Genomic DNA, 25,385 nt, shown 5'->3' on the forward strand with positions numbered 1-25,385 from the left:
AGCCAGCGCGCCGGCACGGCCCACGGGCTGGTGCTGCGGAGCGCGCTGCGCCAGATCGAAACCGGCAGCCAGATCGAGTAGGCAGCGAAAAGGAGGAGCAGCCCCTGCTCGAGGCGGTGCTGTTCGAGAAAGACGCTGGTCGCATAGAGCGTTCCGAGCACGACACTCGCGGCGACGCCGTAGAGCCAGAACACGACCGGCAGCGGCATCTCTCCGTTCCAGGCCCGGATCTCGGGCGCGACCAACGCCGCGATCGCGGTGCGCAATCCCCGTCGTCGGTCGGGCCCGGTCATTGCCGCCCCCTCAGTCAGGCCAGCCGCGCCCCGACGCCTCCGACAAGGCCGGGACCGAGTCAGGCGGCAGCGCGCAATCCGCCAGGGTCGAGCGGTTGAGTGCGGCGAGGAACGCCTCCTCAGCCGCGCGGAGCCGCACCCTGAGACGGCAGCAACCCCTGATGGTGCAGTTGCCGCCCTCCGGCGCGAAACATTCGACCAGCGCCTGCCCCTGTTCGAGAATGCGAACGACATCGCCCAGCCGGATCTCCGGCGCCGGCCGGGCCAGCATCGCGCCGCCGCCCGCACCTCGGCGGGTGACGACGATGCCCTGCGTCGCCAGAGTCGCCATGATCTTGGTCAGATGATGGCGCGAGACCGCGAAGAAATCGGCGAGTTCGGCCGTCGAAAAGGCGCGGTCGGGTTCCGACGCCATGCGCATCAGGGCGCGCAATCCGTAGTCGGTGAAGGCGGTCAGGCGCATGGGAGATCCAATTCGGTATTTACAATGCGTATTAACTCGCTCTAATCAGCATTGCAAATACCGATTTCGGTGAGTCGCCGCCCGCCCCCGCATCGCGCAAGCGCGCCGCACGACATCGGAACGAAAGGATCGCCATGCCCGACCAAGTGCCCACCGAGACCGGCCCGCTGATCGACCATATCATCCACCGGTATCACGAGACCCATCGCCGCCAGCTGCCCGATCTGGCCGAGCAGGCCCGGAAGGTTGAGACGGTGCATTTCGGCGATCCGGATGTGCCCGAAGGGCTGAGCCGGTACCTCGAGACGATGGTCGGAACGCTCGACCTGCACATGCAGAAGGAGGAACGGATCCTCTTTCCGGCGCTGCGTGCCGGCCGGGTCGAGGGGATCGTGGCTCCGCTCGCGGCGATGCGCGCCGACCATGACGGTCACGCCGCCGACACGGCGGCCATCCTGGCCCTGACCGGCGATCTTGCCCCGCCCGACGGCGCCTGCCGGACCTGGCGAGCGCTCTATGACGGGCTGCGGGCGTTCCTCGCCGATCTCGAGGCGCATATCCGGCTCGAGAACGAGGTGCTGTTCCCGCGCTTCGAGAGCGCACTGTCGGCGCCCGATGCCGGGCGCCCGGACCTGGGGAGATAGGCGATGACCGAGTTGCGGATCCCGAAGGCGAGCCTCCGCCATGCCGAGCGGCGCCATGACCTGGCCCCGGCGCCTGACGACGCCTTCCGCGATTTCAGCGCGGCGGTCTTCGCCGAGGGCGCGCTCGACCGCCGGACCAAGCAGCTGATCGCGGTGGCGGTCGCGCATGTCACCCAGTGTCCCTGGTGCATCGAGGGGCATGTGAAGGCGGCGCGGCGGGAAGGCGCGACGCCGGAGCAGCTGATGGAAGCGGTCTGGGTGGCGGCCGAGATGCGGGCCGGCGCGGCCTTCGCCCATTCCACGAAGATGATCGACATGCTGCTGGAGGCGGAGAAGAGCCGCGAATGAATGCCCGCGAGGTCGCTTCGCGGACGCCGCCTCGCGGCCTGTTCCGCTGCCATGCGCCGATCCTTCAGGCCGGAATGGGCGGCGGCGAACTGCTACTTCCGGGATGCGCCGGGGCGGCTCGGCCCGGTGGCCGGAGAACGCTTGGAGATGGAACAATGAATGCAGACAAAAGCGCGCCCGGCCGCTACGCCTCGCCGCCCTGCATGGCGGCCGAGGTCGATCCGGCCTATTTCGACCGGATGGCGGTCGATCCCGATCAGGCGTGCGACACCGCCCGCTGGCGGCGCTTCGAGCGCGAGCGGCTCCGCGCCGAGCGTCTGGCCCTGAGCGCCGATCTCCGGTCGGAACTCGCCGCCAGGGTGGCCGGACATCTCGACGGTTTTCTCGCCGCGCATGTGGGCATGGTCGCGGGGCGGATCGTCTCGGGCTACTGGCCGATCAAGGGCGAACTCGACCTGCGCCCCTGGCTCACGGCGCTGCACGAAAAGGGCGCCGTGATTGCCTTGCCGGTGGTCGAGGAGCGCGCCGAGCCGCTCGTCTTCCGGCGATGGCAGCCCGGCATGACGATGGAACGCGGCCACTGGAACATCCCGGTGCCGCCGGCGACGGCCGAACGGGTTGCCCCGGCGATCGCCCTCTCCCCGCTGGTGGGCTGGGACGGTGCGGGCTTTCGCCTGGGTTACGGCGGGGGGTATTTCGACCGGACATTGGCGGCGAGTTTCCCCCGCCCCCTCGTCATCGGCGTCGGCCTGCAGGCCGCGCGGCTCGCCACGATCTATCCGCAACCACATGACATCCCGATGTCGGCGATCCTCACCGAGGACGGCCCGCAGGTCGACCGGGGGTCAGACCAATGACAACCTCCGCTATGCGAATGCGCGCCTGGACCGGCCCGGCCATCCTCGGCTTCGGCTTCCGGCCGTTCTTCCTTCTGGGCGCGATTTGGGCCGCGCTGGCGCTCGTACTCTGGATCGTGGCGCTTGCGGGCGGCCCGTCCCTGCCGACCGCCTTTGATCCGGTCTCTTGGCACGCCCACGAGATGCTTTTCGGCTATCTCGGCGCGGTTTTGGCGGGGTTCCTGCTGACGGCGGTGCCGAACCGGACCGGGCGGCTGCCGCTGACGGGCTGGCCGCTCGCGGCACTCGTCGGGCTGTGGATCCTGGGGCGGATCGGGGTGAGCCTTTCCGCGCTCGTCGGCGTGGCGCCGGCCGCCGCGCTCGACCTCGCGTTTCCCGTCGTGCTCGCGGCCGCGCTCGGGCGCGAGATCCTCGCCGGGCGGAACTGGCGCAACGTGCCGGTCGTGGCGCTGCTTGCCGTTTTCGCGATCACCAATGCGCTCTATCACCTGAGCGCGGCGGCGGGCGGGTTTCCGGCGAACGGGCCGGCCCTGCGCATCGGGCTCGGGGTTGCCGTTCTCCTCATCATGCTGATCGGCGGGCGGATCGTGCCGAGCTTCACCCGCAACTGGCTCACCGCGCGCGGCAGCGCGGCGCGCCCGGTTCCCTTCGGCCGGGCCGACCGGGTGACGATGGGCCTCGGACTCGCGGCGCTGCTCCTCTGGGCGCTGCGCCCGGAAGGCGCGGCCACGGCGGCGCTCGGCCTCGTCGCGGGGCTCGCGCAAGTCTGGCGGCTGACGCGCTGGTCGGGGTATCGCACCGGGGCCGAGCCGCTCGTCTGGGTCCTGCACGCGGCCTATGCATTCGTGCCGCTGGGGTTTCTCGCGGTGGCGGCGGCGGCCGTCGGGCTGATCCCGGCCCCCGCTGCCGAGCATGTCTGGATGGCCGGCGCGATCGGGCTGATGACGCTCGCGGTGATGACCCGCGCGAGCCTCGGCCATTCCGGCCGCCCGCTCGCCGCGACGCGGCCGATCGCCGGGCTCTACTGGGCGCTGATCCTGTCGGTGGCCGCGCGCTTCCTCGCGGGGCTCCTGCCGGATCAGACCTGGCTCCTGCATCTCGCGGCGGCGGGCTGGGTCGCGGCCTTCGGCGGCTTCGCGGTGATCTACTGGCCGATCCTGACCCGCCCGCGCCTCGCGCCGCACCGCCCGAACCGAAGGGAGGGTGCGCCGTGACCGCAACCCGGATCTTGCGTCTCGAACCGCAGGGCGACGGATTTGCCATCGCGGCCGAGGATCTCGCCCGCGCCTTCGGCCTCTCGGCCGCCGAGGTGCGGGGTCTGATGCAGCAGGGCGATATCGTCACCCGGTTCGAGCGCGGTGAGGGCGCCGATGCCGGGCGCTCAAGGCTGACCTTCCGGTTCGGCACGAAGCGGCTCCGGCTGACGGTCGATGCCGCCGGAACCGTGCTCTACCAGTCCGGGATTGGCCTTGCATCGCCCGGCGCCCGCAGCGGCACCTAATCCGGCCGATATGGCGTCGGGGCGGCGTCACCAGTCCGCCGCCCCGATCCTGAAGAACACACCATTGTCACTGAACCTGAGCGAAAAGCTCCTTGAACCGGTCGCGGGCCTTGCCCTTCTGGTCGGCCGCCTCCGCCGCATCGCGGTTCGTCGGCTCGCCGACCTGGATCAGCGCGACCATGCCCATCGTGTAATGCGGCGAACACTTCACGCCGTAGATGCCTTCCTTGTCGACGGTCAGCGAAAACTCCTCACCGAACTTCGTCTTGAAGGTCTCGATTCCGTCGGGAAGCATGCCGTCGATGTTTTCCACATTGTGGCCCTTGTCGGTGGGCAGGAAGTGGATCACATCGCCGGGTTCCGCCTTCACATAAGCGGGCTCGAACACCATCGCGCCGGCCTCGCCCCTGTTGAGCATCTGTACTTCGATCGTCGCGGCGCTTGCGGACGAGGCGGCAAGCAGAGCGGCGGCGGTCAGGGACTTGAACATAGGGTCTTCCTTTCGTGTTGTCCGGTTGTTTCGTCCGGCGCCGATATGCGCTAAGAGCCGCGTGGGAACGTTGCTCTGAAACAAACTTCCGGTGGGTTCGTGGCGAAGCTCGACGAAAGCCTGGTGAGAGCGCTGCCGCCCTTCGTGCGCCTGAGCCGTGGCGAGATCCGCGAGATCCTCGATCAGGCCGTCTCGAAGCGCTACGAGGAGGGCGCGGCGATCTTCCGCGAGGGACAGGAGGCGGATCGGTTCTTCCTGTTGCTCGACGGCTACATCCGAGTGGTCCGAACGACGCCCGGCGGCGATCAGATCATCGCGCTGCACATCCCGCCGGGACAGCTTTTCGGCATCGCCCCGGCCCTCACCTCCGACAGGTATCCGGCGACGGCCGTCGCGGCAGCCGAATGTGTCGCATTGTCCTGGCCGGTCCGGCTCTGGCCCGAATTCACGGCGACGTACGACGGTTTCGCCACCGAGGTCGCGCGGACGCTCGGCCAGCGCCTCGGCGAGTTCCAGGCGAAAGTGACCGAGCTCGCGACCAAGGCCGTCGAGCAGCGCGTCGCGGCAGCCGTTCTCCGGATGGCGAACCAGAGCGGGCGCCCGACCGAAGCCGGCATCGAGATCGCGTTCCCGGTGACCCGGCAGAACATCTCGGAAATGACCGGCACGACGCTCCACACGGTCAGCCGGCTGCTCGCGGCCTGGGAGAAGGACGGCATCGTCCGGTCCACCCGCAGGCACATCGTTGTGACGGCCCCTGAGCGGCTGGCGGCTCTCAGCGGGGCGGATCGCTGAGGCGGTGGCCCTCGCCGCGGGGGAGCCGCGATCAAGGACGTCCGGCGTCATGCTCTGACCCGTGACGGGCGCATCCCTACGGCGCTCCTCTGCTGGCCCTTCGCATCACCCGACTGCGCACCGGAGCCCGTTTTCCCGGACCGACGCGCCACGATCGCCGCGTTGTTTGCGATTCCACAACAAACGGCCGACGGCGGTCGGGTAGGCAGCCTGCGTCTACTACCGAAGTCAGGACTGCGAGATGTCAGAGATACTCACCAAATCGCGGGCCAGGAACGTGTTCTACGGGGGCTCATTGTTCTTCGTCGTCGTGTTTGTGGCCCTGACGGCGCAAAGCCACCGCCATATCGTGAACCAATCCACGGCCGGCATGGCGCTTACCGAGGAAGTCAAGCTCGGCAAGGAGGTGTGGGAACGCAACTCCTGCATCAACTGCCACACGCTTCACGGTGAGGGCGCGTATTTCGCGCCCGAGGTTGGCAACGTGATGACCCGCTGGGGCGTCATGGACGACCCGGAGACCGCCTACGAGACGCTCGACGGATGGATGCGCGCGCAACCCTCGGGGATCGAGGGTCGCCGGCAGATGCCGCATTTCGAGATCACCGAGGAGGAGATGCGCGCGCTCGCCGAGTTCCTCCGCTGGGCCGACCAGACCGATACGCAGAACTGGCCCCCGAACGACGCGGGCTGAGGGAGACCGACATGAAATACCAATCGCAAAAGGTGGCTTACGCCTACTTCCTCGTGGCTATGGCGCTCTTTGCCGTCCAGGTCCTCGGCGGGCTGCTCGCCGGCTGGATCTACGTCTCGCCGAACACGCTGGCGGAAATCCTCCCCTTCAATGTGATCCGCATGATCCACACCAACGCGCTGATCGTCTGGCTGCTGCTCGGCTTCTTCGGCGCGGCCTATTACCTCGTGCCCGAGGAATCGGGGCGCGAGATCTTCTCGGTCAGGCTGGCCTACCTGCAGCTCGCCATCCTGGTCGTCGGCACGCTCGGCGCGGTCGCGTCCTATCTCGTCGGCATCCACGGCGGGCGCGAGTTCCTCGAACAGCCGCTCTGGGTGAAGTTCGGGATTCTCGTCGCGGCGGTGATCTTCCTCGTGAACATCTCGCTCACCGTGCTCGCGGGCCGCAAGACGGCGATCACCAATATCCTCTTGATGGGGCTCTGGCTGATGTCGCTCCTGTGGATCTTCGCCTTCATCAACCCGTCGAACCTGTCGCTCGACAAGCTGTACTGGTGGATGGTGGTGCATCTCTGGGTCGAGGCGACCTGGGAGCTCGTCATGGCGGCGATCCTCGGCTACCTGATGCTGAAGCTCACCGGCGTCGACCGCGAGGTGATCGAGAAGTGGCTCTACGTCATCGTGGCGACGGCCCTCTTCTCCGGCATTCTCGGCACCGGGCACCACTTCTACTGGATCGGCGCGCCGGGCTACTGGCAGTGGATCGGCTCGATCTTCTCGACCTTCGAGGTGATCCCGTTCTTCGCCATGATGAGCTTTGCCTTCGTCATGGTCTGGAAAGGTCGTAGGAACCACCCGAACAAGGCAGCGCTCCTGTGGTCGCTCGGGGCCTCCACGGTCGCCTTCTTCGGCGCCGGCGTCTGGGGCTTTCTCCACACGCTCCATGGCGTGAACTTCTACACCCACGGCACCCAGATCACCGCCGCGCACGGACACCTCGCCTTCTACGGCGCCTATGTGGCGCTGAACCTCGCGGTGTTCACCTACGCCATGCCGGTGTTGAAGAACCGCGCGCCCTACAATCAGGTCCTGAACATGGCGGCATTCTGGCTGATGACCGGCGGCATGGCCTTCATGACCTTCGTGCTGACCTTCGCTGGCACCATTCAGACCCACATGCAGCGGATCGTCGGCGACTACTATATGGAGGTGCAGGACCAGCTCGGGCTCTTCTACCTGATGCGCTTTGGCGCCGGGGCCTCGGTGGTGATCGGTGCGCTCCTGTTCATCTACTCCGTGCTCGTGGTGCGGCGGCACGAGATCGTCGCGCCGGGTCCCGTGAATGCCGTGGCGGGAGAGTGAGCCATGAACGCGATCATCGATACACCCAAGGTGCGGTTCTATCGTCCCGTCGCCAATGAATGCGCGCTGTTCGAGATGGCCCATGCCAATGGCCTGCCGCTTCTCCTGAAGGGGCCGACCGGGTGTGGCAAGACGCGGTTCGTGGAACACATGGCGGCCCGGTCCGGGCTGCCGCTCCACACCGTCGCCTGCCACGACGACCTTTCGGCCTCGGATCTCATCGGGCGCTATCTCCTGAAGGGCGACGAGACCGTCTGGGTCGACGGCCCGCTCACCCGCGCTGTGCGCGAGGGCGGGATCTGCTATCTCGACGAGGTGGTCGAGGCGCGCAAGGATGTCGCCGTCGTCCTGCACCCGCTGACCGACGACCGGCGCCGGCTGATCGTCGACCGGACTGGCGAGGAACTGGCGGCACCACGGAGCTTCATGCTCGTGGCGAGCTACAATCCCGGCTATCAGAACATTCTCAAGAAGCTGAAACCATCCACACGGCAACGGTTCGTGTCGATCGGCTTCGGCTTCCCGGACCCGGTAACGGAGACGGCGGTGGTGGCCGCGGAGGCCGGGCTGGACGAAGCGCGCTCGGCCGCGCTCGTTCGTCTCGCGGGCCATGTCCGCAAGCTTTCGGGCATGGACTTGGAGGAGGGCGTGTCGACCCGGCTGCTCATCTACGCTGCGACCCTCATCGCCAAGGGGATGCGCGTCGAGGAGGCGCTCGACGCCGCCATCGTCGAGCCCCTGACGGACGAGCCCGACGTGAAGCAGGCGCTGCGCGACCTTGCGGCGAGCGTCTATGGGTGACGCGATGATCCACCCGCTCGACGTGATGGAGCCGGAAGAGACGGTCGGCGATCTCTGGCACGGCCTGGCCTCGCGTCTCGGCGCGGTGGAAACCGATGCCGCCTGCGCCGTGACGTTCGACATGGTGCGCGCCAGCGTCGCCGTGCTCTTCCGAGCCCTCGGCGGCCCGGCCGGGACAGAAATCGTCCCGGCACCCGCCACCGCGTCCAATCACCGCCCGAACCGCCTGCGCCGGATCGGCACCCCGCGCGAGACGGTCCATGTCGCCGATTTCGACGGCGAGAAGCTGCGGCTGCCACCGGTCATGGATGCCTTCCTTGATCCGGACCTGAACCGCAGCTCCTATCTCTGGCTGGCGGCGCTGGCCGCGCATGTGCGCCCGCCGGAACGATCTGCCGATCCCTATGCCGCCGACCTCGCCGAGATCGCGGCCATTGGCGAGGCCTCGGACAGGGCGCGCGCGTCTTGTCCGGGTCTGCGTGGCGCCCATGCGACGCTCTGCCGGCATCTTGCTGAAACCCGCCGCCGCGCCGGTCTGCCACGGCACGAGGCGCATGTTGAATCGCTGATCTTGCACCAGCTCGGCGCCGTGGACGCCACGCCGCGCCCGGCCGGACCCGCGCCGCGCGGCTACCGGACCTTCGCGCCGGTGCCGGTCTGGCTGCGCCTGCTGGCGCGAACCAGCGGCACGGGCGCCACGCCCGACGCCGCGGAACCCGGCCCGCCCGCCGCCGCCGCGCCCAGCCGCAAGGACGGCCGGCGCGAGGAGCGGGACCAGGCCAACCGCAAGGACAGCTTCATCATCCACCGGTTCGAGTCCATCATGTCCTGGGCCGAGAGCCTCAACCTGAACCGGATGGTCGACGACGACGATCAGGAAAACGCCCAGAAGGCCGCCGAGGACCAGGACCACATCACCCTGTCGCAGCACATGCGGCGGGCGGCGACGCGGCTTCGCCTGTCGCTCGACCTCTCGCCCCAGGATGCCGAACATGAGCGGCTGGCGGGGAAGTTCACCTATCCGGAATGGAACCATCGTCTGGCGAAGCACATGCCCGGGCATGTGCGGGTGCTGGAGGCCGACGCCATTCCGGCCGCGAGCTACGCTCCCGACGCGCGTCTTGTCGCGCGGGTGCGCCGCCAGTTCGCGCCGCTCCATCCGCGCCGCGTGATGCAGCCGCGGCATCTCGACGGCGACGAGCTCGACCTTGACGCGGCGATCCGCTCCCGGATCGCGCTCCATGCCCGACGCGAGGGCTCGGACCGGATCTGGCAGGCGAGCCGGCCCACGGCGCGCGACCTCAGCGTGGCGATCCTGTTGGACTGCTCCCGCTCCACCGAGGCGGCGATGGGCGACCACGCGGTGATCGACACGGCGCGCGAGGCGCTGGCCGCGCTGGCCGCCGGCATCGCGACCGCCGGGGACCGGCTGGCGATCTGGGGCTTCTCCTCGCTGCGGCGCGATCGTGTGTTCGTGACCCGCTGCAAGGGCTTCGAGGAATCGATGTCGGACGCGACCACCGCGCGCATCGGCGGTCTGCAACCGGGACACTACACGCGCCTCGGCGCCGCGATCCGCCATGCCTCCGCGCAGCTCGCGACAGAGGCGGCCGCACGGCGCCTGCTCCTCGTCCTGACCGACGGCAAGCCGAACGATCTCGACCACTACGAAGGCGTTCACGGCATCGAGGACAGCCGGATGGCGGTGCGCGAGGCGCGCAGCCTCGGCCAGTCCGTGCATGGCGTGATCGTCGACGCCGACGGCCAGGAGTGGTTCTCGCGGATCTTCGGTCGCGCCGGCTTCACCCTTCTGCCGTATCCGGACCGCCTGCCGCGGGCGCTGCCGGACATCTACCAGTCACTGACCATGGAGCATTGAGATGAGACTGCTCACGACCTTCGCCTTCCTCGTGCCCGAATCCGCCTTCGCCGGCGGTTTCGAACGGCCCATCCCCCAGGCCCAGACCGCGGCCGCCGAGTTCTGGTTCTTCGTCGCCTGCCTGGCGCTGGTCGCGGCCCTGGCCGGGGTTCAGTACCTCGTGAGCCGGAGATGAGGCCGAAGCCGGCTTGGCGCCTCCTCGCGGCGCTCTATCCGTTCGCAGCCGGCGCAGCGGCGGTGAACCTCTATTTCGCCTCGCTGATCGCAAGTTGGTCTGGCTGGCAGGTGCTCACGCCGCATGAAGCCGTGGTGTGGGGCCTCCTGACCGGCCTTCCGGCGAGCTGGGCGTTCGGCCGGCACATCGCCCGGCTGATGCACGAGGCCGAACGCCGGGAAGTTTGATCCGGCGCAACGTCCGACATGAACAAACTTGCGACAGACGAGCCATGACACAGATTGACCGACTCCGTGCCCTTGGACTGTTCGACAGCCGGGTGCCCCGCTACACCTCCTATCCGACCGCTCCGGTCTTTACTCCGCAGAGCGGCACCGGTTTCCAGACCCAGGCGCTCGCCGCACTGGATCCGGCCGAGCCAGTCTCGGTCTACATCCATATTCCGTTCTGCGAGCGGCTTTGCTGGTTCTGCGCCTGCCGGACCCAGGGGACGCAGACCCTTAGCCCCGTCGAAAGCTATCTCGGAACTCTCGAAAGGGAGCTCGACCTGGTCCGCCGCGTTCTCCCGGACGGGGTGCGCATGGGCCGCATGCATTGGGGCGGCGGCACGCCGACCATCCTGCCGCCGGAGATGATCCACCGGCTTGCCGGGGCGGTAAAGGCGGTGATCCCGCCCGCCGACGGCTGGGAATTCTCGGTGGAGATCGACCCGACCATGGTGGACCGCGCCAAGATCGCGGCGCTGGCCGGGGAAGGCATGAACCGGGCGAGCATCGGGATCCAGGATTTCGACCCGCTCGTGCAGGCTGCGATCGGCCGGATCCAGCCCTACGACGTCACCCGCGACTGCGTCGAGGATCTGCGCGACGCCGGCATCGCCTCCCTGAACGCCGATCTCGTCTACGGGCTGCCGCATCAGGATGAAGCCCGCATTTCCGCCACCGTGGACCAGGTCCTGCGCCTCGCGCCCGATCGCGTCGCACTGTTCGGCTACGCCCATGTGCCCTGGGTATCGAAGCGGCAGAAACTGATCGACGAGGCGGCGTTGCCGGGCGACATGGCGCGCTACCGGCTGTCCGAACTCGCCGCAACACGGTTCCGCGACGCCGGTTATGCCGCGATCGGGATCGACCATTTCGCCCGCCCGGGCGACGGGCTCGAGCGCGCCGCGCGAAGTGGACGCCTGCGGCGGAATTTTCAAGGCTACACCGACGATACCTGCGGCACGCTGATCGGCCTCGGCGCGTCCTCGATCTCGCGCTTCGCCGAAGGGTATGTGCAGAACGCCCCCGCTACCGCGGCTTATGCGCAGCGCATCGAGGCCGGGCAACTCGCGGGAACGAAGGGGCATGTCATGTCTGCCGACGATCGTCTCCGAGGCCGCGCGATCGAAATGCTGATGTGCGACTTCCGCCTCGATCGCCGCGAACTGCGGGCGCGGTTCGGATCCTTGTCGGCGACTCTGGACCCGACGACCGCGCTCATCGAGGAGCGGTTCGGCGATCTGGTGACGTTGACGGATGACGCATTGACAATTCTTCGCGATGGGCACGCGGTTGCGAGGATTATCGCCAGCAGCTACGACGCACATGTTCCCGAAGGCGTGCGCTACAGCCGGGCGACGTGACTGTTCAACGCTTTGGCCGAACAGAGTCGGGCGGGTGGGTCGTGTCGGACGCACATGCACCAAGGGCACCTGCCCCGGACTGCGAAGTGTCCGTCGCCAGATGATCCGGGACACCCGCTGCCTACTTCGCGCGAGGGTAAGCATCGGAAGGTGCCGCGGCCCTTCACGACGCCTTGCAGTTGCACGGCATTCGCATTGCGCAAGATGTGCGCAAGCCTCCGAGCGATCCGCGAGTGCAACCGGCAGCGAGACTGCACATGCCGGAGCCCGTTTCACGGCGAACACCGGATACGAAGTGGCCGGCCACGTGCCGTCGCACCGCGCTCAGATCACCGTCGGGACCGCTGACCCCATCACCCAATTCCCGGCCGAACGGGGCATCCCGGAAGTCACCTTGGCCGAGCATGAGCCCGGTATGTGCATGTTTCGCGCCCATCAGGCGGAGTTCACGGAGCTTGGCTGGACGGCGATGATCGACATCGTGGAGGCCGAGGTATGCGCGACGCCGCTTCGACGCCACGCGGCCTCCGCGGCCTGACCTGGCTCCCGATGCCACTCGCCCTCGTTGTCGCGGTGGTCGGCTGGCTCGTCCTGACCGACCCGATTCGGGATTCCGGCAATGGCGCCGCCGGTCGGGAACCGGTCCTTCGAGCGGGTCGTGCTCGACGATCAGGGCATCGGCCTTCTGGTTCGCGCCGGCGGCTCGGTGCGTCCTTCGACCACGAGATTGCGGTCGCGGTGCCGGCGCCGAAGGCGACAAGCGGTCAGCTTCGGGCACAGGCGCTGATCGGCAGCCTCATCGGCATCGTTCCGGTCGCCATCGGGGCGATGTTCCATCCGGTGCCACGCAATGTCCGGCAGGGTGGCATGAACTTCTTTCTGGCGCTGACCGTCGGCCTTCTCGCCTTCCTCCTGATCGACGGCTCCGCGGAAGCGCTGGAGCTTGCGACCAAAACAGCCGCCATCTTCCAAAGGCCGGTGATGGTGGTGCTCGCCGCCTGGTGAGCTTCATGCTCCTGATGGCGGTGGGGCCGCGGCTGGGCGCACCGTCGGGCCTGTCGCTGGCGTTCTTCGTGGCCCTCGGCATCGGGCTGCACAATTTCGGCGAGGGGCTGGCCATCGGGGCGGCTTTCGCGGCCGGATCGGCGGGTCTCGGCACCTATCTCATGCTTGGCTTCGCGTTGCACAACGTCACCGAGGGAATCGGCATCGCCGCGCTGATCCTGAAGGTCCGTCCGCCGCTCTGGACTTTTGTCGGCCTGGCTCGCTTGGCCGGGGCGCCAGCGGTGGCGGGGATGTGGCTCGGGAGTCTCGCGGTCTCAGCGCAATGGGCGGCGCTGGCGCTGGCGATCGGCGCCGGGGCGATTCTGCAGGTCATCGTCCAGGTCGGCGCCTTCCTGATGCGCAGCAGCCGCGTGGGACCGGAGGCGCTCTATCTGCCCTCGGTCATGGCCGGCCTCGTCGGCGGTGTGGTCTTCAGGTCTGCGACCGCGGCACTCGTGAAGATCTGAGGCGCGCGGCCGGCCGCCTCTCAGGTGTCAGGCGCCCGTGCAGGCGTGAAAGCCCGACGGTACAAGTGCCACGTTGCATGCCCGAGTACGGGGAAGGCGTAAACTAGTCCCAGGAAGAGCGGCAGCGTTCCCAGGAAGAGAGAGACCGCTACGATCAGGCCCCATGTCGCGACCGTCACCGGGTTCTTCCGCGTCACCTCGAGCGACGCTTGCACTGCGGCGGCCACGCCGACGTGACGATCGAGCAGGAGCGGAATGGAAACAATGGTCATCGCAAGCGTCGCCGCAGCAAAGACGAAGCCGACTCCGCAGCCCACGATCAGCATGGCCCAGCCTGCGCCAGTCGTGAAGATGTCCACGATGAATGCCCGCACCGAGACCGGTGGCTCGGGGCCCAGCGTAAGCGTGAAAATCAGATAGGCGGCCAGCATCCAGACGATGAAAACGAGAACCAGACCGACTCCGATCGCCAAGATCGGTCCGATGGCCGGAGAACTGATGACACCGAGCGCGGCGCCGATACCGGCTGGCTCGCCGCGTTCGCGCCGCCGGCTCATCTCATAAAGGCCGACCGCAGCGACGGGTCCGAGCAACGCGAAGCCCGACATCAGCGGAAACAGCAGCGGCAGCATATCGCGCTGGAAGGCAAACGCCGAGAGAACCAGGCCGATCAGGGGGTACAGGATGATGAGGAAGATGACATCGGTCCGCAGCGCGCCAAAATCTTCGGCTCCCTTTCGGAGTACGATCTTGAGATCGTCGATTTCCAAACGGGCCACTTCCGGAACAGCGATGTGTTCGCCGCCGATGTCGTGTACGGCCTCTCCTATGCGATCTGAAGAACTGGCGATGCCACGGAAGGCCCAGGAGAGGGGGTTGCCTATCGTCTTGACTGGCTTGGCCATTTCGCGCCTCCCCGAAATCGTGCGTCAGCGCCTCAACCGGCTGATAAACGTCCGGTCGGAGCCCGAAACCTAGATCATTGTATCACGATTGTCCGGCGTTTTGCCATTTTCGTATTCCTCCAAAAGTTCGGGATACACCTTCGCCGTCTGTCCGATTTCCTGGGACCATTTCCGTTGGCGCTGACCCTGTCGGTGCGCGCTGTCGTCGGATCGCCGAAGCGTTTCCAACTGAGCGGTCGTCGTCGCGGCGCGCAGGGGGTCTGGCCCAGACGATAATCGCGCGGTAGCTAGTGCGGTTGGGATCGGGTGCTGGAAAACCCGGGCGAAAACCGCTATTATTCGAATGGTTCTACATAGTTGCTACCCGTTACGCCGTTTGGATGCGCCAGATGCACGGGGAGACGCACCACTATGATCGTTGCATTGATACTCCTACTCTTGGTTCTCGGTTCGGTGATCTTTCACCTGGTCAGCCCTTGGTGGTGGACGCCTATCGCGTCGAACTGGGCTTACATTGACAGTACGCTTGTTGTTACGTTCTGGATTACTGGCATCGTGTTCGCGGCCGTGGTGCTGTTCCTGGCGTATTGCGTTTACCGGTTCCGGCACCAGCCGGGACGCAAGGCGGATTACGAGCCCGAGAACAAACGGCTGGAGGTCTGGCTGACGGTGGCGACCTCGATCGGGGTTGCCGCCATGCTGGCGCCCGGCCTTATCGTCTGGAAACAATTCGTAACCGTGCCCAGTGAGGCGACCGAAGTCGAGGTCGTTGGCCAGCAGTGGTCCTGGAGCTACCGCCTGCCGGGCGCCGATGGAAAGCTTGGCGCCTCCGGCGTAAACTGGATTTCGGCCGACAACCCGCTCGGCGTCAGCCCGCACGACTCGAACGGCGCCGACGACGTGATCGTCGAGGGCGGCGATCTGCATCTGCCGATCGGCAAGCCCGTGAAGGTCGTGCTGAGGTCGGTCGACGTTCTGCACGATTTCTACGTGCCGGAGTTCCGCGCCAAGATGGACATGGTGCCGGGCACGGTGACCTATTTCTGGTTCACACCGATCCGCACCGGCGAGTTCGAGGTGCTCTGCGCAGAGCTTTGCGGCACGGGCCACGCCTTCATGCGCAGCTATGTGCAGGTGCAGGAACAGGCTGAATACGACGCCTGGCTTGGCGAGCAGGTAACTTTCGCGAGCCTGCAACGGCCGCGGCCGGTCAGGGTGGCCGCCGAGCCGTGAGGAGAAGAGGGGAGAGCGCGGCGCCGCGCTGAAAGGAGGCGAAACCATGGCGAATGTCAGCGACAGGCCGGACGCCGGGATTCCCCCCGCCGAGGTTCCTGACCTTCCCCTCCCGCATCCGCATACCTGGTGGGGCAGATATGTCTTCTCGCAGGACGCCAAGTACATCGCGATCCAGTATTCCGGCACCGCGATCGCGATCGGCCTGGTGGGACTCGTCCTGTCGTGGCTGATGCGCCTTCAGCTCGGCTTCCCGGGCATATTCGACTTCATCACGCCCGAGGCCTATTACCAGTTCATCACCATGCACGGGATGATCATGGTGATTTACCTCCTGACCGCGATCTTCCTCGGCGGCTTCGGCAATTACCTGATCCCGCTGATGGTCGGCGCGCGGGACATGGTGTTCCCGTTCGTCAACATGCTGAGCTACTGGATCTACCTGCTCGCGGTGCTGGTGCTGGTGGCGAGCTTCTTCGTGCCCGGCGGGCCGACCGGGGCGGGCTGGACGCTCTACCCGCCGCAGGCGATCCTCTCGGGCACGCCGGGCGGCCAGGGCGCGGGCATCATCCTGATGCTCGTCTCGCTGATCCTCTTCATCATCGGCTTCACCATGGGCGGGCTCAACTACGTCGTGACCGTGCTTCAGGCCCGCACGCGCGGCATGACGCTGATGCGGATGCCGCTGACGGTCTGGGGCATCTTCACCGCCACCGTGATGGCGCTGCTCGCCTTCCCCGCGCTCTTCGTCGCCTGCGTGATGATGCTCTTCGACCGGCTCCTCGGCACCTCGTTCTTCATGCCGGCGCTTGTCGAGTTGGGTGAGACACTCAGCTACGGCGGCGGCAGCCCGATCGTCTTTCAGCACCTGTTTTGGTTCTTCGGGCACCCCGAGGTCTACATCGTGGCGCTCCCCGCCTTCGGCATCGTCTCGGACCTGATCAGCGTCCACGCCCGCAAGAACATCTTCGGCTACCGGATGATGGTCTGGGCGATCGTCATCATCGGCGCCCTGTCGTTCATCGTCTGGGCGCATCACATGTATGTCTCGGGCATGCATCCCTATTTCGGCTTCTTCTTCGCCACGACGACGCTGATCATCGCGGTGCCGACGGCGATCAAGGTCTACAACTGGGTGCTGACGCTCTGGAAGGGCGACATCCACTTGACGCTGCCGATGCTCTTCGCGATCGCCTTCATCGTGACCTTTGCCAACGGCGGTCTGACCGGACTCTTCCTCGGCAACGTGGTCGTCGATGTGCCCCTCTCCGACACGATGTTCGTCGTCGCGCATTTCCACATGGTGATGGGCGTGGCGCCGATCCTGGTAATCTTCGGCGCGATCTATCACTGGTATCCGAAGATGACCGGGCGGATGCTGAACGAGGCGATGGGCCAGATCCACTTCTGGGTCACCTTCATCGGCGCCTATGCGATCTTCTTCCCGATGCACTACGTGGGCCTCGTCGGCGTGCCGCGGCGCTATCCGGAAATCGACGCCTCCTTCATCACCACGCCCGTCGCCGGCCTCAATGCCTTCATCAGCGTCGCCGCGCTCGTGGTCGGCGCGGCGCAGGTGCTGTTCCTGTTCAACCTGCTGTGGAGCCTTCGCGCAGGGCGCGCGGCGGGGCCGAACCCGTGGCGGGCCTGCTCGCTCGAATGGCAGACGCCGGACACGCCGCCGGTGCATGGCAACTGGGGCAAGGACCTCCCCGTCGTTTACCGCTGGGCCTACGATTACAGCGTCCCGGGCGCGCCGGAGGATTTCATCGCCCAGAACGATCCCGGCCCGCGCATCGAGAAAGACGTCCCGCTATGAGCATTGTTCTTGTCTTTCTCCTCGTCGTCGCGCTCATCGCCGGCTGGTGGCTGTCGCGGCAGGGGCTGACCTCCAAACCATGGCTCGAGACCGGCGAGATCCGGACGACGGCGGGCGTGGGCGCGGCGCCCGCGGCCAAGATCGGGCTCGGCGTGTTTCTCGCGGTGGTCGGCGGGCTCTTCGCGCTGTTCGGCAGCGCGGTTACGATGCGAATGGACTATGCCGACTGGTACCAGTTACGGTTGCCGTCGGTGGTCTGGATCAACACCGCGATACTCGTGCTAAGCAGCGCCGTCCTTCAGATTGCGGTGTCCGCCGCGCGGCGGGGCGAATCTGCGCTTCTGCTTGCGAGCGTCGCCGCGGGGGGGCTCTCCACGCTGGCCTTTCTGGTTGGCCAGCTCCTTGCCTGGCGCTGGCTCGTCGACAGTGGCCAGTCCCTGGCCGCGCATCCCGGCGCGAGCTTCTTTTATGTGATCACCGGCCTGCACGGCCTGCACATCCTCGGCGGGCTCGTGGCTCTGGCGCGTACCGGAGGACGCCTGCGGCGGGGAAACGATCCGCGCCGGGCCCGGCTCGGCGTCGAGTTGTGCGCGATCTACTGGCACTTCCTGCTGATTGTCTGGCTTGGCATGCTCGCCCTTCTGCTGGGCTGGGCAAGCGACCTGGTCGCCCTTTGCCGCGAACTCTTGTAACGAGGAGGACCCGATGGCGGATGCGAGAGTGAGGCACGGGCCCCAAGGCGGCCGCCCCGAGGGTCTCGAAGGTTTCGTGTCCGACTGGGGGTCGGATCAACGCACCTTCAAGAAGGTGTCGTGGGGAAAGGCGATGATGTGGATCTTCCTCCTGAGCGACACCTTCGTGTTCTCGATCTTCCTCGTCTCCTACATGTCCGCGCGCTCCTCGACCGTGGATGCCTGGCCCAATGCCAGCGAGGTCTTTGCTCTCCATATCGGCGGGGCTGATCTTCCGCTCATCCTGATCGCCATCATGACATTCGTGTTGATCTCGTCCTCGGGCACGATGGCGATGGCGGTGAATTGCGCCTACCGCAAACAGCGCAGAAACACCGCGCTCCTCATGATCGCGACCGCGGCACTTGGCGCCACCTTCGTCGGCATGCAGGCCTTCGAGTGGTCGAAGCTCATCTCCGAGGGTGTCCGTCCCTGGGGCAATCCATGGGGCGCTGCGCAGTTCGGCGCGAGCTTCTTCATGATCACGGGTTTCCACGGCACCCATGTGTCGATCGGCGTGATCTTTCTTCTCATCGTGGCGGCAAGGGTCTGGAAGGGCGATTTCGACAGCGGCCGACGCTCCTGGCTCTGCCGCGAGAAGGGCGATTACGAGGCGGTCGAGATCATGGGGCTCTACTGGCATTTCGTCGACCTCGTCTGGGTCTTCATTTTCGCGTTCTTCTATCTGTGGTGAGCAAGATGACGGAATCGTCCATCCGGAACAGCAACATGGCGTCAGCGGCCGCCTCGCACGAGGAGGGGCAGCAGCACCCGATCAAACTCTACCTGCTCGTGTGGGTGCTTCTCTTCGTTCTGAGCGCGGGGTCGTACATGGTCGACTATGTCGAACTGCAGGGGCTTCTGCGCTGGAGTCTCATCATCATCTTCATGCTGCTCAAGGCAGGGCTCATCGTTGCGGTTTTCATGCACATGGCGTGGGAACGACTGGCGCTCGCTTACGCGATCCTGCTGCCACCAGTCGCAGTTCTGGTCTTCCTCGCGATCATGACCGCCGAATCCGACTACACGCTCATCTCGCGCCTGACGTTCTTTGGAACCCCGTAAGCCATCGTCAGCCCGAGCCCGGCGCGGCGGGAACGACGAGTTTGCGGTAGAGATGCCAAGTGCCGTGGCCGAGCACCGGAAGGACCGCGATCAACCCGACCATGAGCGTCAGAATGCCTAGGAGCAGAAAGACGCAGACGAGTCCGCCCCAGAACAGCATCGGGCCGGGATTGCGCCGTACGGCAAGTTGAGACGCCGCTACGGCCATGGCCGCAGACACGTTCCGGTGCAGAAGCAGGGGAAACGCCACGACGGATGTCCGCAGCGCAAGGAACGCGAAACAAGCGCCGGCGGCGTTCCCCACCAGGATCAATGTCCAGCCCGCTTGTGTTCCGACGACCGCAAGTGCGAAGGCCGCAAGCCCGCCATGATGGTGCTCGCTCATAAGCGCGAGGTAGAGGAAATGCGCGCACAGAATCCAGCCAAGGAAGATTGCCAGCAGCATCAACGCGACCTTGGCGATCTCTGGCAAGGCCGGCGCGCGCAGCACATCGAGGGCATGGTGCCATGACGCGTCCAGTCCGGCTTCGAGCCGTCGGCTAATCTCGTACAGCCCGAGCGCCGCGAACGGCCCCAGAAGCGCGCAACCCACCGCCAGTGGATAGATCAGATAGAACGCGTCAATTCGCGACGCCCAGGCAAAGAGCGCAAGGGCAATCACGGGGTAAATCAAGATCGCGAATGCATAGTGGGACGGCTTGACGAGGAAATCCGCCAGCCCTCGCCGCAGGGCGTCGATCACGTCCCAATAGCCGATCCGGCGGATATCATATTCCGCAGAGATGTCGCATCCATGCGGTGCATCTCCTTCCGCCACCTTCGCACCTTTCTTTGCGCGCGCCCTCCCGCTGCGCTCGCGACGTCGCCCGGGCTCTTCAGTGCGGTGCGCCAAGCCGTACCGATTCAGTCTACGCGGTCGCCGACGATTTGTCCGTACATGATGCCGGGACTGAACAGAAGCGACTGAAACCCCACTTTCCGTTGCAGCATGTCGGTCTCAATCCTTGACGTTCGCGACCAGCTAGCTCCAACAGGATTATCATTTCAGCTGATCACAGGAAATGGCCGGAGACTGTCTGCAAGATCCGACAAAGGGCGCGGCGTAGGCGAGCCGCCCGGTCGCGCCGGGCCCTCTTTGCGACGCCAGGCAGAAGATCGCGCCGGCACCCAGATGCATGCTCCACGCTATGCGCGTCGGAACCGAAGAGCCATTCATTGCTGGACGCCGGCGCGTTCCCTATATGTAAAAGGGGGAAAGCTGTGTCAGTCCGCAGAAAATTGAGCCGTATTTTAGCCGTCGCATTTGCGGTTGCGGCATTCGGCGAATTGCAGCCGGCGGCGCAGGAAGTGGACGCCGGTGACACCGGCGCAGTGGTCCTGATGGCCGCTATCGAAGGGCCGATCGGCCCGGCGACAGTTCGGCATGTGACCCGCGTGATCTCGCTGGCGGAAGAGCGGCAGGCGGCGGCTCTGGTGCTGCGCCTGAATACGCCGGGCGGTCTTGCGGACGCGATGCGCGAGATCATCTCTGAGGTGATGGCCTCGACGGTTCCGGTGATCGGCTATGTCGCGCCTCCCGGCGCTCACGCTGCCAGCGCGGGTACCTACATCCTCTACGCCACGCACATTGCCGCAATGGCCCCGGGCACCAATGTCGGCGCCGCGACCCCGGTGCAGATCGGCGGGATGCCGGAAGGCTTACCGGGCAGCGAACCCGCCAAGGACCAGGGGAGCGGCGAAGAGGCCGACACGCCCAAATCACCGCAGGACACGATGACGGCCAAGGCCACCAACGACGCGGTGGCGCTGATCCGCAGCCTGGCCGAGTCGCATGGACGCAATGCCGACTGGGCCGAAAGCGCGGTGCGCGAGGCGGCGAGCCTGTCATCGGCCAAGGCGCTCGAGATGGATGTGATCGACATTCTCGCCGGTGACCTAGACGCGCTTCTGGAGGCCGCCGATGGCCGGATGGTCGAGGTTGCCGGGGTCGAACGGCGCCTCGCCGTCGCGGGCCGGAAGGTCGAGACCGTCGAGATGGACGCGATAACCCGCGTCCTCAGCGTGCTGTCCAACCCCAACGTCGCGCTGATCCTGATGATGATCGGCGTCTACGGGCTGATCTTCGAGTTCTGGAGCCCCGGCGCGGTCGTTCCCGGCGTGGTCGGCGCGATCTGCCTAACGCTCGGGCTCTATGCGCTCAACCAGCTGCCGCTTGATTATGCCGGCCTGGCCCTGATCGCCCTCGGCATCGCCTTCATGGTCGCCGAGGCGCTGACGCCGGCCTTCGGCATCCTGGGATTCGGCGGGCTCATCGCGTTTGTTCTGGGCGCCTCGATGCTGGTCGACACCGACGTGCCGGCCTATCAGATCTCGTGGTGGCTGATCGGTATCGTATCGGCGATCAGCGGCGCCATTCTCGTGCTGCTTCTGGGCTTCACCCTGCACGCCTATCGGACCCGACCGGTCAGCGGCCGCGCGCGGATGATCGACGCGCCGGGGCGGGTGCTGGAATGGGATGGGGGTTCGGGTTTCGTCTGGGTCGAAGGTGAACGCTGGCAGGCGCAGGGCACTGAGAGCCTGGCCCCGGGACAGACAGTGCGTGTCTGCAGCGTCGACGGGCTTACATTGATCGTGGAGTCCGCCTCGGACACGCGACCGAACGGAAGGGGTTAGACATGCCGATCGATCTGTTCGCAGGGATATTCCAGCTTCTGGGCGTGGCACTTGTCGTGCTCGTCCTGTATCAAGCGATCTACGTCTTCCGCGAATACGAGAGGGGCGTGGTGTTCACCCTGGGCCGCTTCACCCGCGTCAGCGGGCCGGGTTTCGTGCTGCTGATCCCGTTTGTGCAGCAGGTGGTGCGCACCGATTTGCGGATGTTCGTCGAGGACGTGCCCAGCCAGGATGTCATCAGCCGCGACAACGTCTCGGTTAAGGTCAATGCCGTGATTTATTTCCGTATCGTCGATCCGCAGCGCGCCATCATCAACGTCGCCGATTTCGCTGCGGCGGTCAGCCAACTCGCGCAGACCACACTTCGCTCGGTATTGGGCAAGCACGAACTCGACGAGATGTTGGCCGAGCGCGACAAGCTCAACGCGGACATTCAGGAGATTCTCGACCGCCAGACCGACGCATGGGGCATCAAGGTGGCCAATGTCGAAATCAAGCACGTCGATATCGACGAGAGCATGGTGCGCGCTATCGCCAAACAGGCCGAGGCCGAGCGCCTGCGCCGAGCCCGGGTCATCAACGCGGAGGGTGAGCAGCAGGCGGCTGCCAAGCTCGTGGAGGCCGGCAAGATGCTCGCGACTCAACCGAACGCGATGCAACTGCGCTATTTCAATGCGCTGAACGATATCGCAACGGACAAGACCAACACGGTAGTGTTCCCGTTGCCCGTCGACCTCTTGCCGATCCGAGGGCGCAAAGGCGACGACGGATGAGGGAAGTTGTTTTGTAGGATTGTACGATTCAGCGAGACATCTTCGATAATCTCCGTTTCGGAGAGGGAGGATGTATTTGCTGACCAGCACATGCGCGATGGCGCCTTCGGACGGCAGCCCGCCCTCGACGAGATGCGCAGGTGCCGGCGCCTGGGTCACGCCGTCGGTGCAGGTGCGGCAGGCGTATTTGGGGCGAACGGTCACAATCACCCGCAGTTGCGCGGGCACGATGTCCAGCCGTTCCGTGCGATCCTCGCCGATCCTATGCATCTCGCCGCAGCCACAGGGGCACAGCAGGCGGTCCGGCTCGACCACACGCTTGATGCGTGGCAGGTCCTTGGGCAGGTTGCCGCGATTGCGCCGGGCCGCACGCCGGGGCCCGCGTTCCGAGGGAGCCTGCACGTCCTTCCTCTCCTCGACCTCGGCGATAGCCGTCTCGAGATCCTCGAAGGCCAGTTGCCGTTCGTCCTCGCTGAGCCTCTCAGAGCGTTTGCCGTGAACCACATGGTTGAGCTCGGCGACCAGGTGTTCGAGGCGCCTGTTGATCTCCCGGAGCGCATCCCGCTCGCGCAGCACCGCGGCCACAGCAGCGCGTTGATCCTCGCGGATGGCGGAAAGGTCGATCGTCGCGGCGGCGGGCAGGGGCGGAGAAGAAAGGCCGCGGCCTTCTTCGCGAAAGACGCAAGTCGAAGAACTTTGCCTTCATCGAAGCGGAGAAGGCCAGCTTTCCCATCAGCCGCATGTGCCGGGTCCTGGATATCAGCCAGAGCGGGTTCTTCGCCTGGCGCGACCGCCCGGCCTGTCAGCGCCAGAAACAGGACATGGTCCATCTTGCGCACATTCGGACGGTGTTCGCCCTGTCGAACGGCACCTATGGCAGTCCCCGCATGAATCGGGACCTCATCGACGAAGGACATCAGATCGGGCGTCATCGCACGGCTCGGCTGATGCGCGAGAATGGGCTTGTGGCAAGGCAGAAACGGCGGTTCAAGCGGACCACTGACAGCGAGCATGCCTGGCCGGTTGCGCCGAAACTAATCAAGCAGGACTTCGCCGCCGATGCCCCAGACAGGAAGGTAAGGCTCCGCCGAGGGCCGTCTGACGGACCGGCCCGGCTGGTTGTAAGAGCCTGAAGCTATAGCAGACCATAGCATCATGTCCCAAGTTGAGGTTCTCTCGGTCACGGATACCGGGCGGCGGCGTCGTTGGGCGGACGCGGAGAAGTTACGCATTGTCGAAGAGAGCCACGCAGCACCGCGAAGGGCGGCAGCCACGGCGCGGCGTTACGAAATCTCCCGCTCGCTTCTGACGCGGTGGCGTCGGGAGGCACGGGAGGGGCTGTTGTCCGCTGACGGGGATCGGACGCATTTCGCGCCGGTTGCCGTGACGCCTGCACCTGCGCCCGGGCCGGTTGCGGCCGATGTGCGGGCCGCGGCGGACGACACGGGCGGCGACCGGGTCGGGATCATTCTGCCGAACGGGCACCGACTTGTGACCTCCGCCACGACCGAGGCGACCGTCCTTGCGCGGCTCATCCAGATCGTGGAGCGAGCATGATCGCGTTCCCTCCTGGCGTGAAGGTATGGATCGCGGGCGGCGTGACGGACATGCGGCGGGGCATGAACACGCTGGCGTTGCAGGTCCAGGAGGGGCTCGGGCGCGACCCGCATGCCGGTGAGATATTCTGCTTCCGTGGACGTCGTGGCGATCTGGTCAAGATTTTGTGGCACGACGGGGTCGGCATATCGCTGTATCTGAAACGTCTCGAGGCGGGGAAATTCATCTAGCCGGCAAGCGGGTCCGGCGAAGCGGTGCAAATCTCGGCCGCCCAGCTGGGTTATCTCCTGGAAGGCATTGACTGGCGCAATCCGCGCTGGACGCAACGTCCTGCAAAGGCGGGATAAATCAGCCTCATCACGCCGTTTCCCATGGGCTTTCCGGGGCCGGCGTGGTAGGTTTCTGCCATGTCAGATGCCGCCTCCGAACTCGAGAGATTGCGCGCCGAGCTGGCCGCCACGAAGGCCGAACTGGCCCGGTCGGAGGCTGTCGTCTCGGCCTCGGAGGCGATGATCGCCGGCCTGAAGCTCGAGATTGCCCGGCTCAGGCGGGAGCAGTATGGCCGCAGCGCCGAGCGCACCGCCCGGCTGATCGACCAGCTCGAACTGCAGCTCGAGGAGTTGGAGACGGCAGCGAGCGAGGATGCGGTCCGGGCGGAGCATGCCGCGGAGAAGACGACGAAGGTGGCGGCCGCGATGCGGCGGGCGGACGTTCTGGTGCCCTGCGAACTGCAGCTGCTGCGGCTCGTCCCATATCGTGAAGATGGGAGAAGACATCACCGAGACGCTCGAGGTGATCCCCCGGCGGTGGAAGGTGATCCAGACGGTCCGCGAGAAGTTCACCTGCCGGGACTGCGAGAAGATCAGCCAGCCGCCGGCTCCGTTCCATCCGACTCCGCGCGGCTGGGCGGGTCCGAACCTGCTGGCCATGATCGCCTTCGAGGAGTTTGGCCAGCACCAGCCCTTGAACCGCCAGGCCGAGCGTTATGCCCGGGAAGGTGTTGATCAGCCCCACCTGAGTGGTCCGATTTGATTGTTAGTGCATGACTGGCCTCTGGTCCATCGGGATGACGGTTTCAGGGGCCGGCGGGCGGTAGCCCAGAGCACTGTGGGGGCGTTTCGTGTTGTAGTGTTTCCTCCATTGCTCGATGAGGATCTTGGCCTCTCGGAGGCTGTAAAAGACCTCGCCGT

The 25,385-nt window shown here is 66.1% G+C and carries 31 protein-coding genes and 3 pseudogenes; 27 read left to right on the forward strand and 7 right to left on the reverse strand.

Annotation, left to right across the window (positions count from 1 at the left end; genetic code table 11):
• Both OM960_RS23065 and OM960_RS23070 read right to left on the reverse strand, forming a co-directional pair.
• The coding region (locus OM960_RS23065) for a hypothetical protein (RefSeq protein ID WP_264773629.1) at positions 1-293 on the reverse strand (293 nt) is incomplete at its 3' end.
• A gap of 10 nt (positions 294-303) precedes the next feature.
• Positions 304-756 carry an RrF2 family transcriptional regulator gene (locus tag OM960_RS23070; RefSeq protein WP_263340558.1) on the reverse strand — a complete coding sequence of 151 codons (453 nt, stop codon included), beginning with the start codon at positions 754-756 and terminating at the stop codon, positions 304-306.
• A gap of 134 nt (positions 757-890) precedes the next feature.
• Between OM960_RS23070 and OM960_RS23075 the strand changes: the two genes are divergently transcribed.
• The 5 genes from OM960_RS23075 to OM960_RS23095 all read left to right on the forward strand — a co-directional run bounded on the left by OM960_RS23075 (position 891) and on the right by OM960_RS23095 (position 4,106).
• On the forward strand, positions 891-1,400 hold the full coding sequence (locus OM960_RS23075) for a hemerythrin domain-containing protein (RefSeq protein ID WP_263340555.1): 510 nt from the start codon (positions 891-893) through the stop codon (positions 1,398-1,400).
• A gap of 3 nt (positions 1,401-1,403) precedes the next feature.
• Entirely contained in the window at positions 1,404-1,748 is a 345-nt protein-coding gene (locus OM960_RS23080) for a carboxymuconolactone decarboxylase family protein (protein WP_264773630.1), read from the forward strand.
• A gap of 155 nt (positions 1,749-1,903) precedes the next feature.
• Positions 1,904-2,605 carry a 5-formyltetrahydrofolate cyclo-ligase gene (locus OM960_RS23085; protein ID WP_264773631.1) on the forward strand — a complete coding sequence of 234 codons (702 nt, stop codon included), beginning with the start codon at positions 1,904-1,906 and terminating at the stop codon, positions 2,603-2,605.
• 17 nt (positions 2,606-2,622) lie between these two features.
• A complete protein-coding gene (locus OM960_RS23090; protein ID WP_264773632.1) occupies positions 2,623-3,819 on the forward strand; it encodes an NnrS family protein in 1,197 nt (398 codons plus the stop codon).
• Positions 3,816-4,106: a DUF6522 family protein gene (locus tag OM960_RS23095; protein ID WP_264773633.1), complete on the forward strand. Its 291-nt coding sequence runs from the start codon at positions 3,816-3,818 to the stop codon at positions 4,104-4,106. The genes OM960_RS23090 and OM960_RS23095 overlap by 4 nt, the downstream gene beginning before the upstream one ends.
• A gap of 67 nt (positions 4,107-4,173) precedes the next feature.
• Here OM960_RS23095 and OM960_RS23100 read toward each other — a convergent pair whose 3' ends face one another.
• Entirely contained in the window at positions 4,174-4,596 is a 423-nt protein-coding gene (locus tag OM960_RS23100; RefSeq protein WP_264773634.1) for a pseudoazurin, read from the reverse strand.
• Positions 4,597-4,695: 99 nt separating this feature from the next.
• On the opposite strand from OM960_RS23100, the gene OM960_RS23105 reads away from it, so the two are divergent.
• The 11 genes from OM960_RS23105 (at position 4,696) to OM960_RS23155 (ending at position 13,439) form a co-directional block, all read left to right on the forward strand.
• Positions 4,696-5,391: a Crp/Fnr family transcriptional regulator gene (locus OM960_RS23105; protein ID WP_264773635.1), complete on the forward strand. Its 696-nt coding sequence runs from the start codon at positions 4,696-4,698 to the stop codon at positions 5,389-5,391.
• A 241-nt stretch (positions 5,392-5,632) separates the two neighbouring features.
• Complete coding sequence (locus OM960_RS23110; protein WP_264773636.1) at positions 5,633-6,085, forward strand: c-type cytochrome; 453 nt, start codon at positions 5,633-5,635, stop codon at positions 6,083-6,085.
• An 11-nt stretch (positions 6,086-6,096) separates the two neighbouring features.
• Entirely contained in the window at positions 6,097-7,446 is a 1,350-nt protein-coding gene (locus tag OM960_RS23115) for a cbb3-type cytochrome c oxidase subunit I (protein WP_264773637.1), read from the forward strand.
• 3 nt (positions 7,447-7,449) lie between these two features.
• Positions 7,450-8,247 carry a CbbQ/NirQ/NorQ/GpvN family protein gene (locus OM960_RS23120; protein ID WP_264773638.1) on the forward strand — a complete coding sequence of 266 codons (798 nt, stop codon included), beginning with the start codon at positions 7,450-7,452 and terminating at the stop codon, positions 8,245-8,247.
• Entirely contained in the window at positions 8,240-10,126 is a 1,887-nt protein-coding gene (locus OM960_RS23125) for a nitric oxide reductase activation protein NorD (RefSeq protein ID WP_264773639.1), read from the forward strand. The genes OM960_RS23120 and OM960_RS23125 overlap by 8 nt, the downstream gene beginning before the upstream one ends.
• A gap of 1 nt (position 10,127) precedes the next feature.
• Entirely contained in the window at positions 10,128-10,301 is a 174-nt protein-coding gene (locus OM960_RS23130) for a hypothetical protein (RefSeq protein WP_264773640.1), read from the forward strand.
• Positions 10,298-10,528 (forward strand): NnrT protein, encoded by a 231-nt coding sequence (locus OM960_RS23135; RefSeq protein ID WP_264773641.1) that lies wholly within the window; start codon positions 10,298-10,300, stop codon positions 10,526-10,528. The genes OM960_RS23130 and OM960_RS23135 overlap by 4 nt, the downstream gene beginning before the upstream one ends.
• 44 nt (positions 10,529-10,572) lie before the next feature.
• Entirely contained in the window at positions 10,573-11,928 is a 1,356-nt protein-coding gene (hemN, locus tag OM960_RS23140) for an oxygen-independent coproporphyrinogen III oxidase (protein ID WP_264773642.1), read from the forward strand.
• A gap of 295 nt (positions 11,929-12,223) precedes the next feature.
• Positions 12,224-12,466, forward strand: coding sequence for a hypothetical protein (locus OM960_RS23145; protein WP_264773643.1), 243 nt, complete (start codon positions 12,224-12,226; stop codon positions 12,464-12,466).
• Positions 12,424-12,933, forward strand: a complete 510-nt coding sequence (locus OM960_RS23150) for a hypothetical protein (RefSeq protein ID WP_264773644.1) — start codon at positions 12,424-12,426, stop codon at positions 12,931-12,933. Before OM960_RS23145 ends, OM960_RS23150 begins: the two co-directional genes overlap by 43 nt.
• Before the next feature lie 5 nt (positions 12,934-12,938).
• Positions 12,939-13,439 (forward strand): ZIP family metal transporter, encoded by a 501-nt coding sequence (locus OM960_RS23155; protein ID WP_264773655.1) that lies wholly within the window; start codon positions 12,939-12,941, stop codon positions 13,437-13,439.
• A 20-nt stretch (positions 13,440-13,459) separates the two neighbouring features.
• Here OM960_RS23155 and OM960_RS23160 read toward each other — a convergent pair whose 3' ends face one another.
• Positions 13,460-14,344 carry a DUF2189 domain-containing protein gene (locus OM960_RS23160; protein ID WP_264773645.1) on the reverse strand — a complete coding sequence of 295 codons (885 nt, stop codon included), beginning with the start codon at positions 14,342-14,344 and terminating at the stop codon, positions 13,460-13,462.
• Between the two features lie 555 nt (positions 14,345-14,899).
• Here OM960_RS23160 and OM960_RS23165 point away from each other — a divergent pair.
• Genes OM960_RS23165 through OM960_RS23185 form a run of 5 tightly spaced genes read left to right on the forward strand, consistent with a single transcriptional unit; the run spans position 14,900 to position 19,192 of the window.
• Positions 14,900-15,577: a cytochrome c oxidase subunit II gene (locus OM960_RS23165; RefSeq protein ID WP_264773646.1), complete on the forward strand. Its 678-nt coding sequence runs from the start codon at positions 14,900-14,902 to the stop codon at positions 15,575-15,577.
• Positions 15,578-15,623: 46 nt separating this feature from the next.
• Positions 15,624-17,396: a cytochrome c oxidase subunit I gene (locus OM960_RS23170; protein WP_264773647.1), complete on the forward strand. Its 1,773-nt coding sequence runs from the start codon at positions 15,624-15,626 to the stop codon at positions 17,394-17,396.
• Positions 17,393-18,088, forward strand: coding sequence for a cytochrome c oxidase subunit 3 (locus OM960_RS23175; RefSeq protein ID WP_264773648.1), 696 nt, complete (start codon positions 17,393-17,395; stop codon positions 18,086-18,088). Before OM960_RS23170 ends, OM960_RS23175 begins: the two co-directional genes overlap by 4 nt.
• Before the next feature lie 13 nt (positions 18,089-18,101).
• Complete coding sequence (locus tag OM960_RS23180; protein ID WP_264773649.1) at positions 18,102-18,821, forward strand: heme-copper oxidase subunit III family protein; 720 nt, start codon at positions 18,102-18,104, stop codon at positions 18,819-18,821.
• A gap of 35 nt (positions 18,822-18,856) precedes the next feature.
• Complete coding sequence (locus OM960_RS23185; RefSeq protein ID WP_264773650.1) at positions 18,857-19,192, forward strand: cytochrome C oxidase subunit IV family protein; 336 nt, start codon at positions 18,857-18,859, stop codon at positions 19,190-19,192.
• A 7-nt stretch (positions 19,193-19,199) separates the two neighbouring features.
• Here OM960_RS23185 and OM960_RS23190 read toward each other — a convergent pair whose 3' ends face one another.
• Positions 19,200-20,009, reverse strand: a complete 810-nt coding sequence (locus tag OM960_RS23190) for a DUF2189 domain-containing protein (protein ID WP_264773651.1) — start codon at positions 20,007-20,009, stop codon at positions 19,200-19,202.
• Between the two features lie 398 nt (positions 20,010-20,407).
• Between OM960_RS23190 and OM960_RS23195 the strand changes: the two genes are divergently transcribed.
• On the forward strand, positions 20,408-21,865 hold the full coding sequence (locus OM960_RS23195; RefSeq protein ID WP_264773652.1) for an NfeD family protein: 1,458 nt from the start codon (positions 20,408-20,410) through the stop codon (positions 21,863-21,865).
• A 2-nt stretch (positions 21,866-21,867) separates the two neighbouring features.
• Positions 21,868-22,638 (forward strand): slipin family protein, encoded by a 771-nt coding sequence (locus OM960_RS23200; RefSeq protein WP_264773653.1) that lies wholly within the window; start codon positions 21,868-21,870, stop codon positions 22,636-22,638.
• A gap of 60 nt (positions 22,639-22,698) precedes the next feature.
• Here the strand turns inward: OM960_RS23200 and OM960_RS23205 are convergent.
• Positions 22,699-23,280, reverse strand: a pseudogene (locus OM960_RS23205) (transposase domain-containing protein); the annotation flags it as partial.
• Between the two features lie 8 nt (positions 23,281-23,288).
• Here OM960_RS23205 and OM960_RS23210 point away from each other — a divergent pair.
• The 4 genes and pseudogenes from OM960_RS23210 to OM960_RS23225 form a co-directional block, all read left to right on the forward strand.
• A pseudogene (locus OM960_RS23210) lies at positions 23,289-23,714 on the forward strand (IS3 family transposase); the annotation flags it as partial.
• 79 nt (positions 23,715-23,793) lie between these two features.
• Entirely contained in the window at positions 23,794-24,195 is a 402-nt protein-coding gene (gene tnpA / locus OM960_RS23215) for an IS66-like element accessory protein TnpA (protein WP_264773654.1), read from the forward strand.
• On the forward strand, positions 24,192-24,425 hold the full coding sequence (gene tnpB / locus OM960_RS23220; RefSeq protein ID WP_432759534.1) for an IS66 family insertion sequence element accessory protein TnpB: 234 nt from the start codon (positions 24,192-24,194) through the stop codon (positions 24,423-24,425). The genes tnpA and tnpB overlap by 4 nt, the downstream gene beginning before the upstream one ends.
• Before the next feature lie 177 nt (positions 24,426-24,602).
• Positions 24,603-25,197: pseudogene (locus tag OM960_RS23225) on the forward strand (IS66 family transposase zinc-finger binding domain-containing protein); the annotation flags it as partial.
• Positions 25,198-25,230: 33 nt separating this feature from the next.
• Here the strand turns inward: OM960_RS23225 and OM960_RS23230 are convergent.
• Positions 25,231-25,385: integrase core domain-containing protein (locus OM960_RS23230; protein WP_264773656.1), on the reverse strand; the 155-nt coding region annotated here is incomplete at its 5' end.

It is taken from the genome of Defluviimonas salinarum, assembly GCF_026013545.1.
Classification (GTDB): domain Bacteria; phylum Pseudomonadota; class Alphaproteobacteria; order Rhodobacterales; family Rhodobacteraceae; genus Albidovulum; species Albidovulum salinarum.

What these genes read in the sequence shown, in the direction of transcription:
- OM960_RS23070 (WP_263340558.1), bottom strand. Translation starts at nt 756, where the DNA reads ATGCGCCTGACCGCCTTCACCGACTACGGATTGCGCGCCCTGATGCGC.
- OM960_RS23075 (WP_263340555.1), top strand. Translation starts at nt 891, where the DNA reads ATGCCCGACCAAGTGCCCACCGAGACCGGCCCGCTGATCGACCATATC.
- OM960_RS23080 (WP_264773630.1), top strand. Translation starts at nt 1,404, where the DNA reads ATGACCGAGTTGCGGATCCCGAAGGCGAGCCTCCGCCATGCCGAGCGG.
- OM960_RS23085 (WP_264773631.1), top strand. Translation starts at nt 1,904, where the DNA reads ATGAATGCAGACAAAAGCGCGCCCGGCCGCTACGCCTCGCCGCCCTGC.
- OM960_RS23090 (WP_264773632.1), top strand. Translation starts at nt 2,623, where the DNA reads ATGCGCGCCTGGACCGGCCCGGCCATCCTCGGCTTCGGCTTCCGGCCG.
- OM960_RS23100 (WP_264773634.1), bottom strand. Translation starts at nt 4,596, where the DNA reads ATGTTCAAGTCCCTGACCGCCGCCGCTCTGCTTGCCGCCTCGTCCGCA.
- OM960_RS23110 (WP_264773636.1), top strand. Translation starts at nt 5,633, where the DNA reads ATGTCAGAGATACTCACCAAATCGCGGGCCAGGAACGTGTTCTACGGG.
- OM960_RS23115 (WP_264773637.1), top strand. Translation starts at nt 6,097, where the DNA reads ATGAAATACCAATCGCAAAAGGTGGCTTACGCCTACTTCCTCGTGGCT.
- OM960_RS23120 (WP_264773638.1), top strand. Translation starts at nt 7,450, where the DNA reads ATGAACGCGATCATCGATACACCCAAGGTGCGGTTCTATCGTCCCGTC.
- OM960_RS23125 (WP_264773639.1), top strand. Translation starts at nt 8,240, where the DNA reads ATGGGTGACGCGATGATCCACCCGCTCGACGTGATGGAGCCGGAAGAG.
- OM960_RS23130 (WP_264773640.1), top strand. Translation starts at nt 10,128, where the DNA reads ATGAGACTGCTCACGACCTTCGCCTTCCTCGTGCCCGAATCCGCCTTC.
- OM960_RS23135 (WP_264773641.1), top strand. Translation starts at nt 10,298, where the DNA reads ATGAGGCCGAAGCCGGCTTGGCGCCTCCTCGCGGCGCTCTATCCGTTC.
- hemN (WP_264773642.1), top strand. Translation starts at nt 10,573, where the DNA reads ATGACACAGATTGACCGACTCCGTGCCCTTGGACTGTTCGACAGCCGG.
- OM960_RS23150 (WP_264773644.1), top strand. Translation starts at nt 12,424, where the DNA reads ATGCGCGACGCCGCTTCGACGCCACGCGGCCTCCGCGGCCTGACCTGG.
- OM960_RS23155 (WP_264773655.1), top strand. Translation starts at nt 12,939, where the DNA reads ATGCTCCTGATGGCGGTGGGGCCGCGGCTGGGCGCACCGTCGGGCCTG.
- OM960_RS23160 (WP_264773645.1), bottom strand. Translation starts at nt 14,344, where the DNA reads ATGGCCAAGCCAGTCAAGACGATAGGCAACCCCCTCTCCTGGGCCTTC.
- OM960_RS23170 (WP_264773647.1), top strand. Translation starts at nt 15,624, where the DNA reads ATGGCGAATGTCAGCGACAGGCCGGACGCCGGGATTCCCCCCGCCGAG.
- OM960_RS23175 (WP_264773648.1), top strand. Translation starts at nt 17,393, where the DNA reads ATGAGCATTGTTCTTGTCTTTCTCCTCGTCGTCGCGCTCATCGCCGGC.
- OM960_RS23180 (WP_264773649.1), top strand. Translation starts at nt 18,102, where the DNA reads ATGGCGGATGCGAGAGTGAGGCACGGGCCCCAAGGCGGCCGCCCCGAG.
- OM960_RS23185 (WP_264773650.1), top strand. Translation starts at nt 18,857, where the DNA reads ATGGCGTCAGCGGCCGCCTCGCACGAGGAGGGGCAGCAGCACCCGATC.
- OM960_RS23200 (WP_264773653.1), top strand. Translation starts at nt 21,868, where the DNA reads ATGCCGATCGATCTGTTCGCAGGGATATTCCAGCTTCTGGGCGTGGCA.
- tnpA (WP_264773654.1), top strand. Translation starts at nt 23,794, where the DNA reads ATGTCCCAAGTTGAGGTTCTCTCGGTCACGGATACCGGGCGGCGGCGT.
- tnpB (WP_432759534.1), top strand. Translation starts at nt 24,192, where the DNA reads ATGATCGCGTTCCCTCCTGGCGTGAAGGTATGGATCGCGGGCGGCGTG.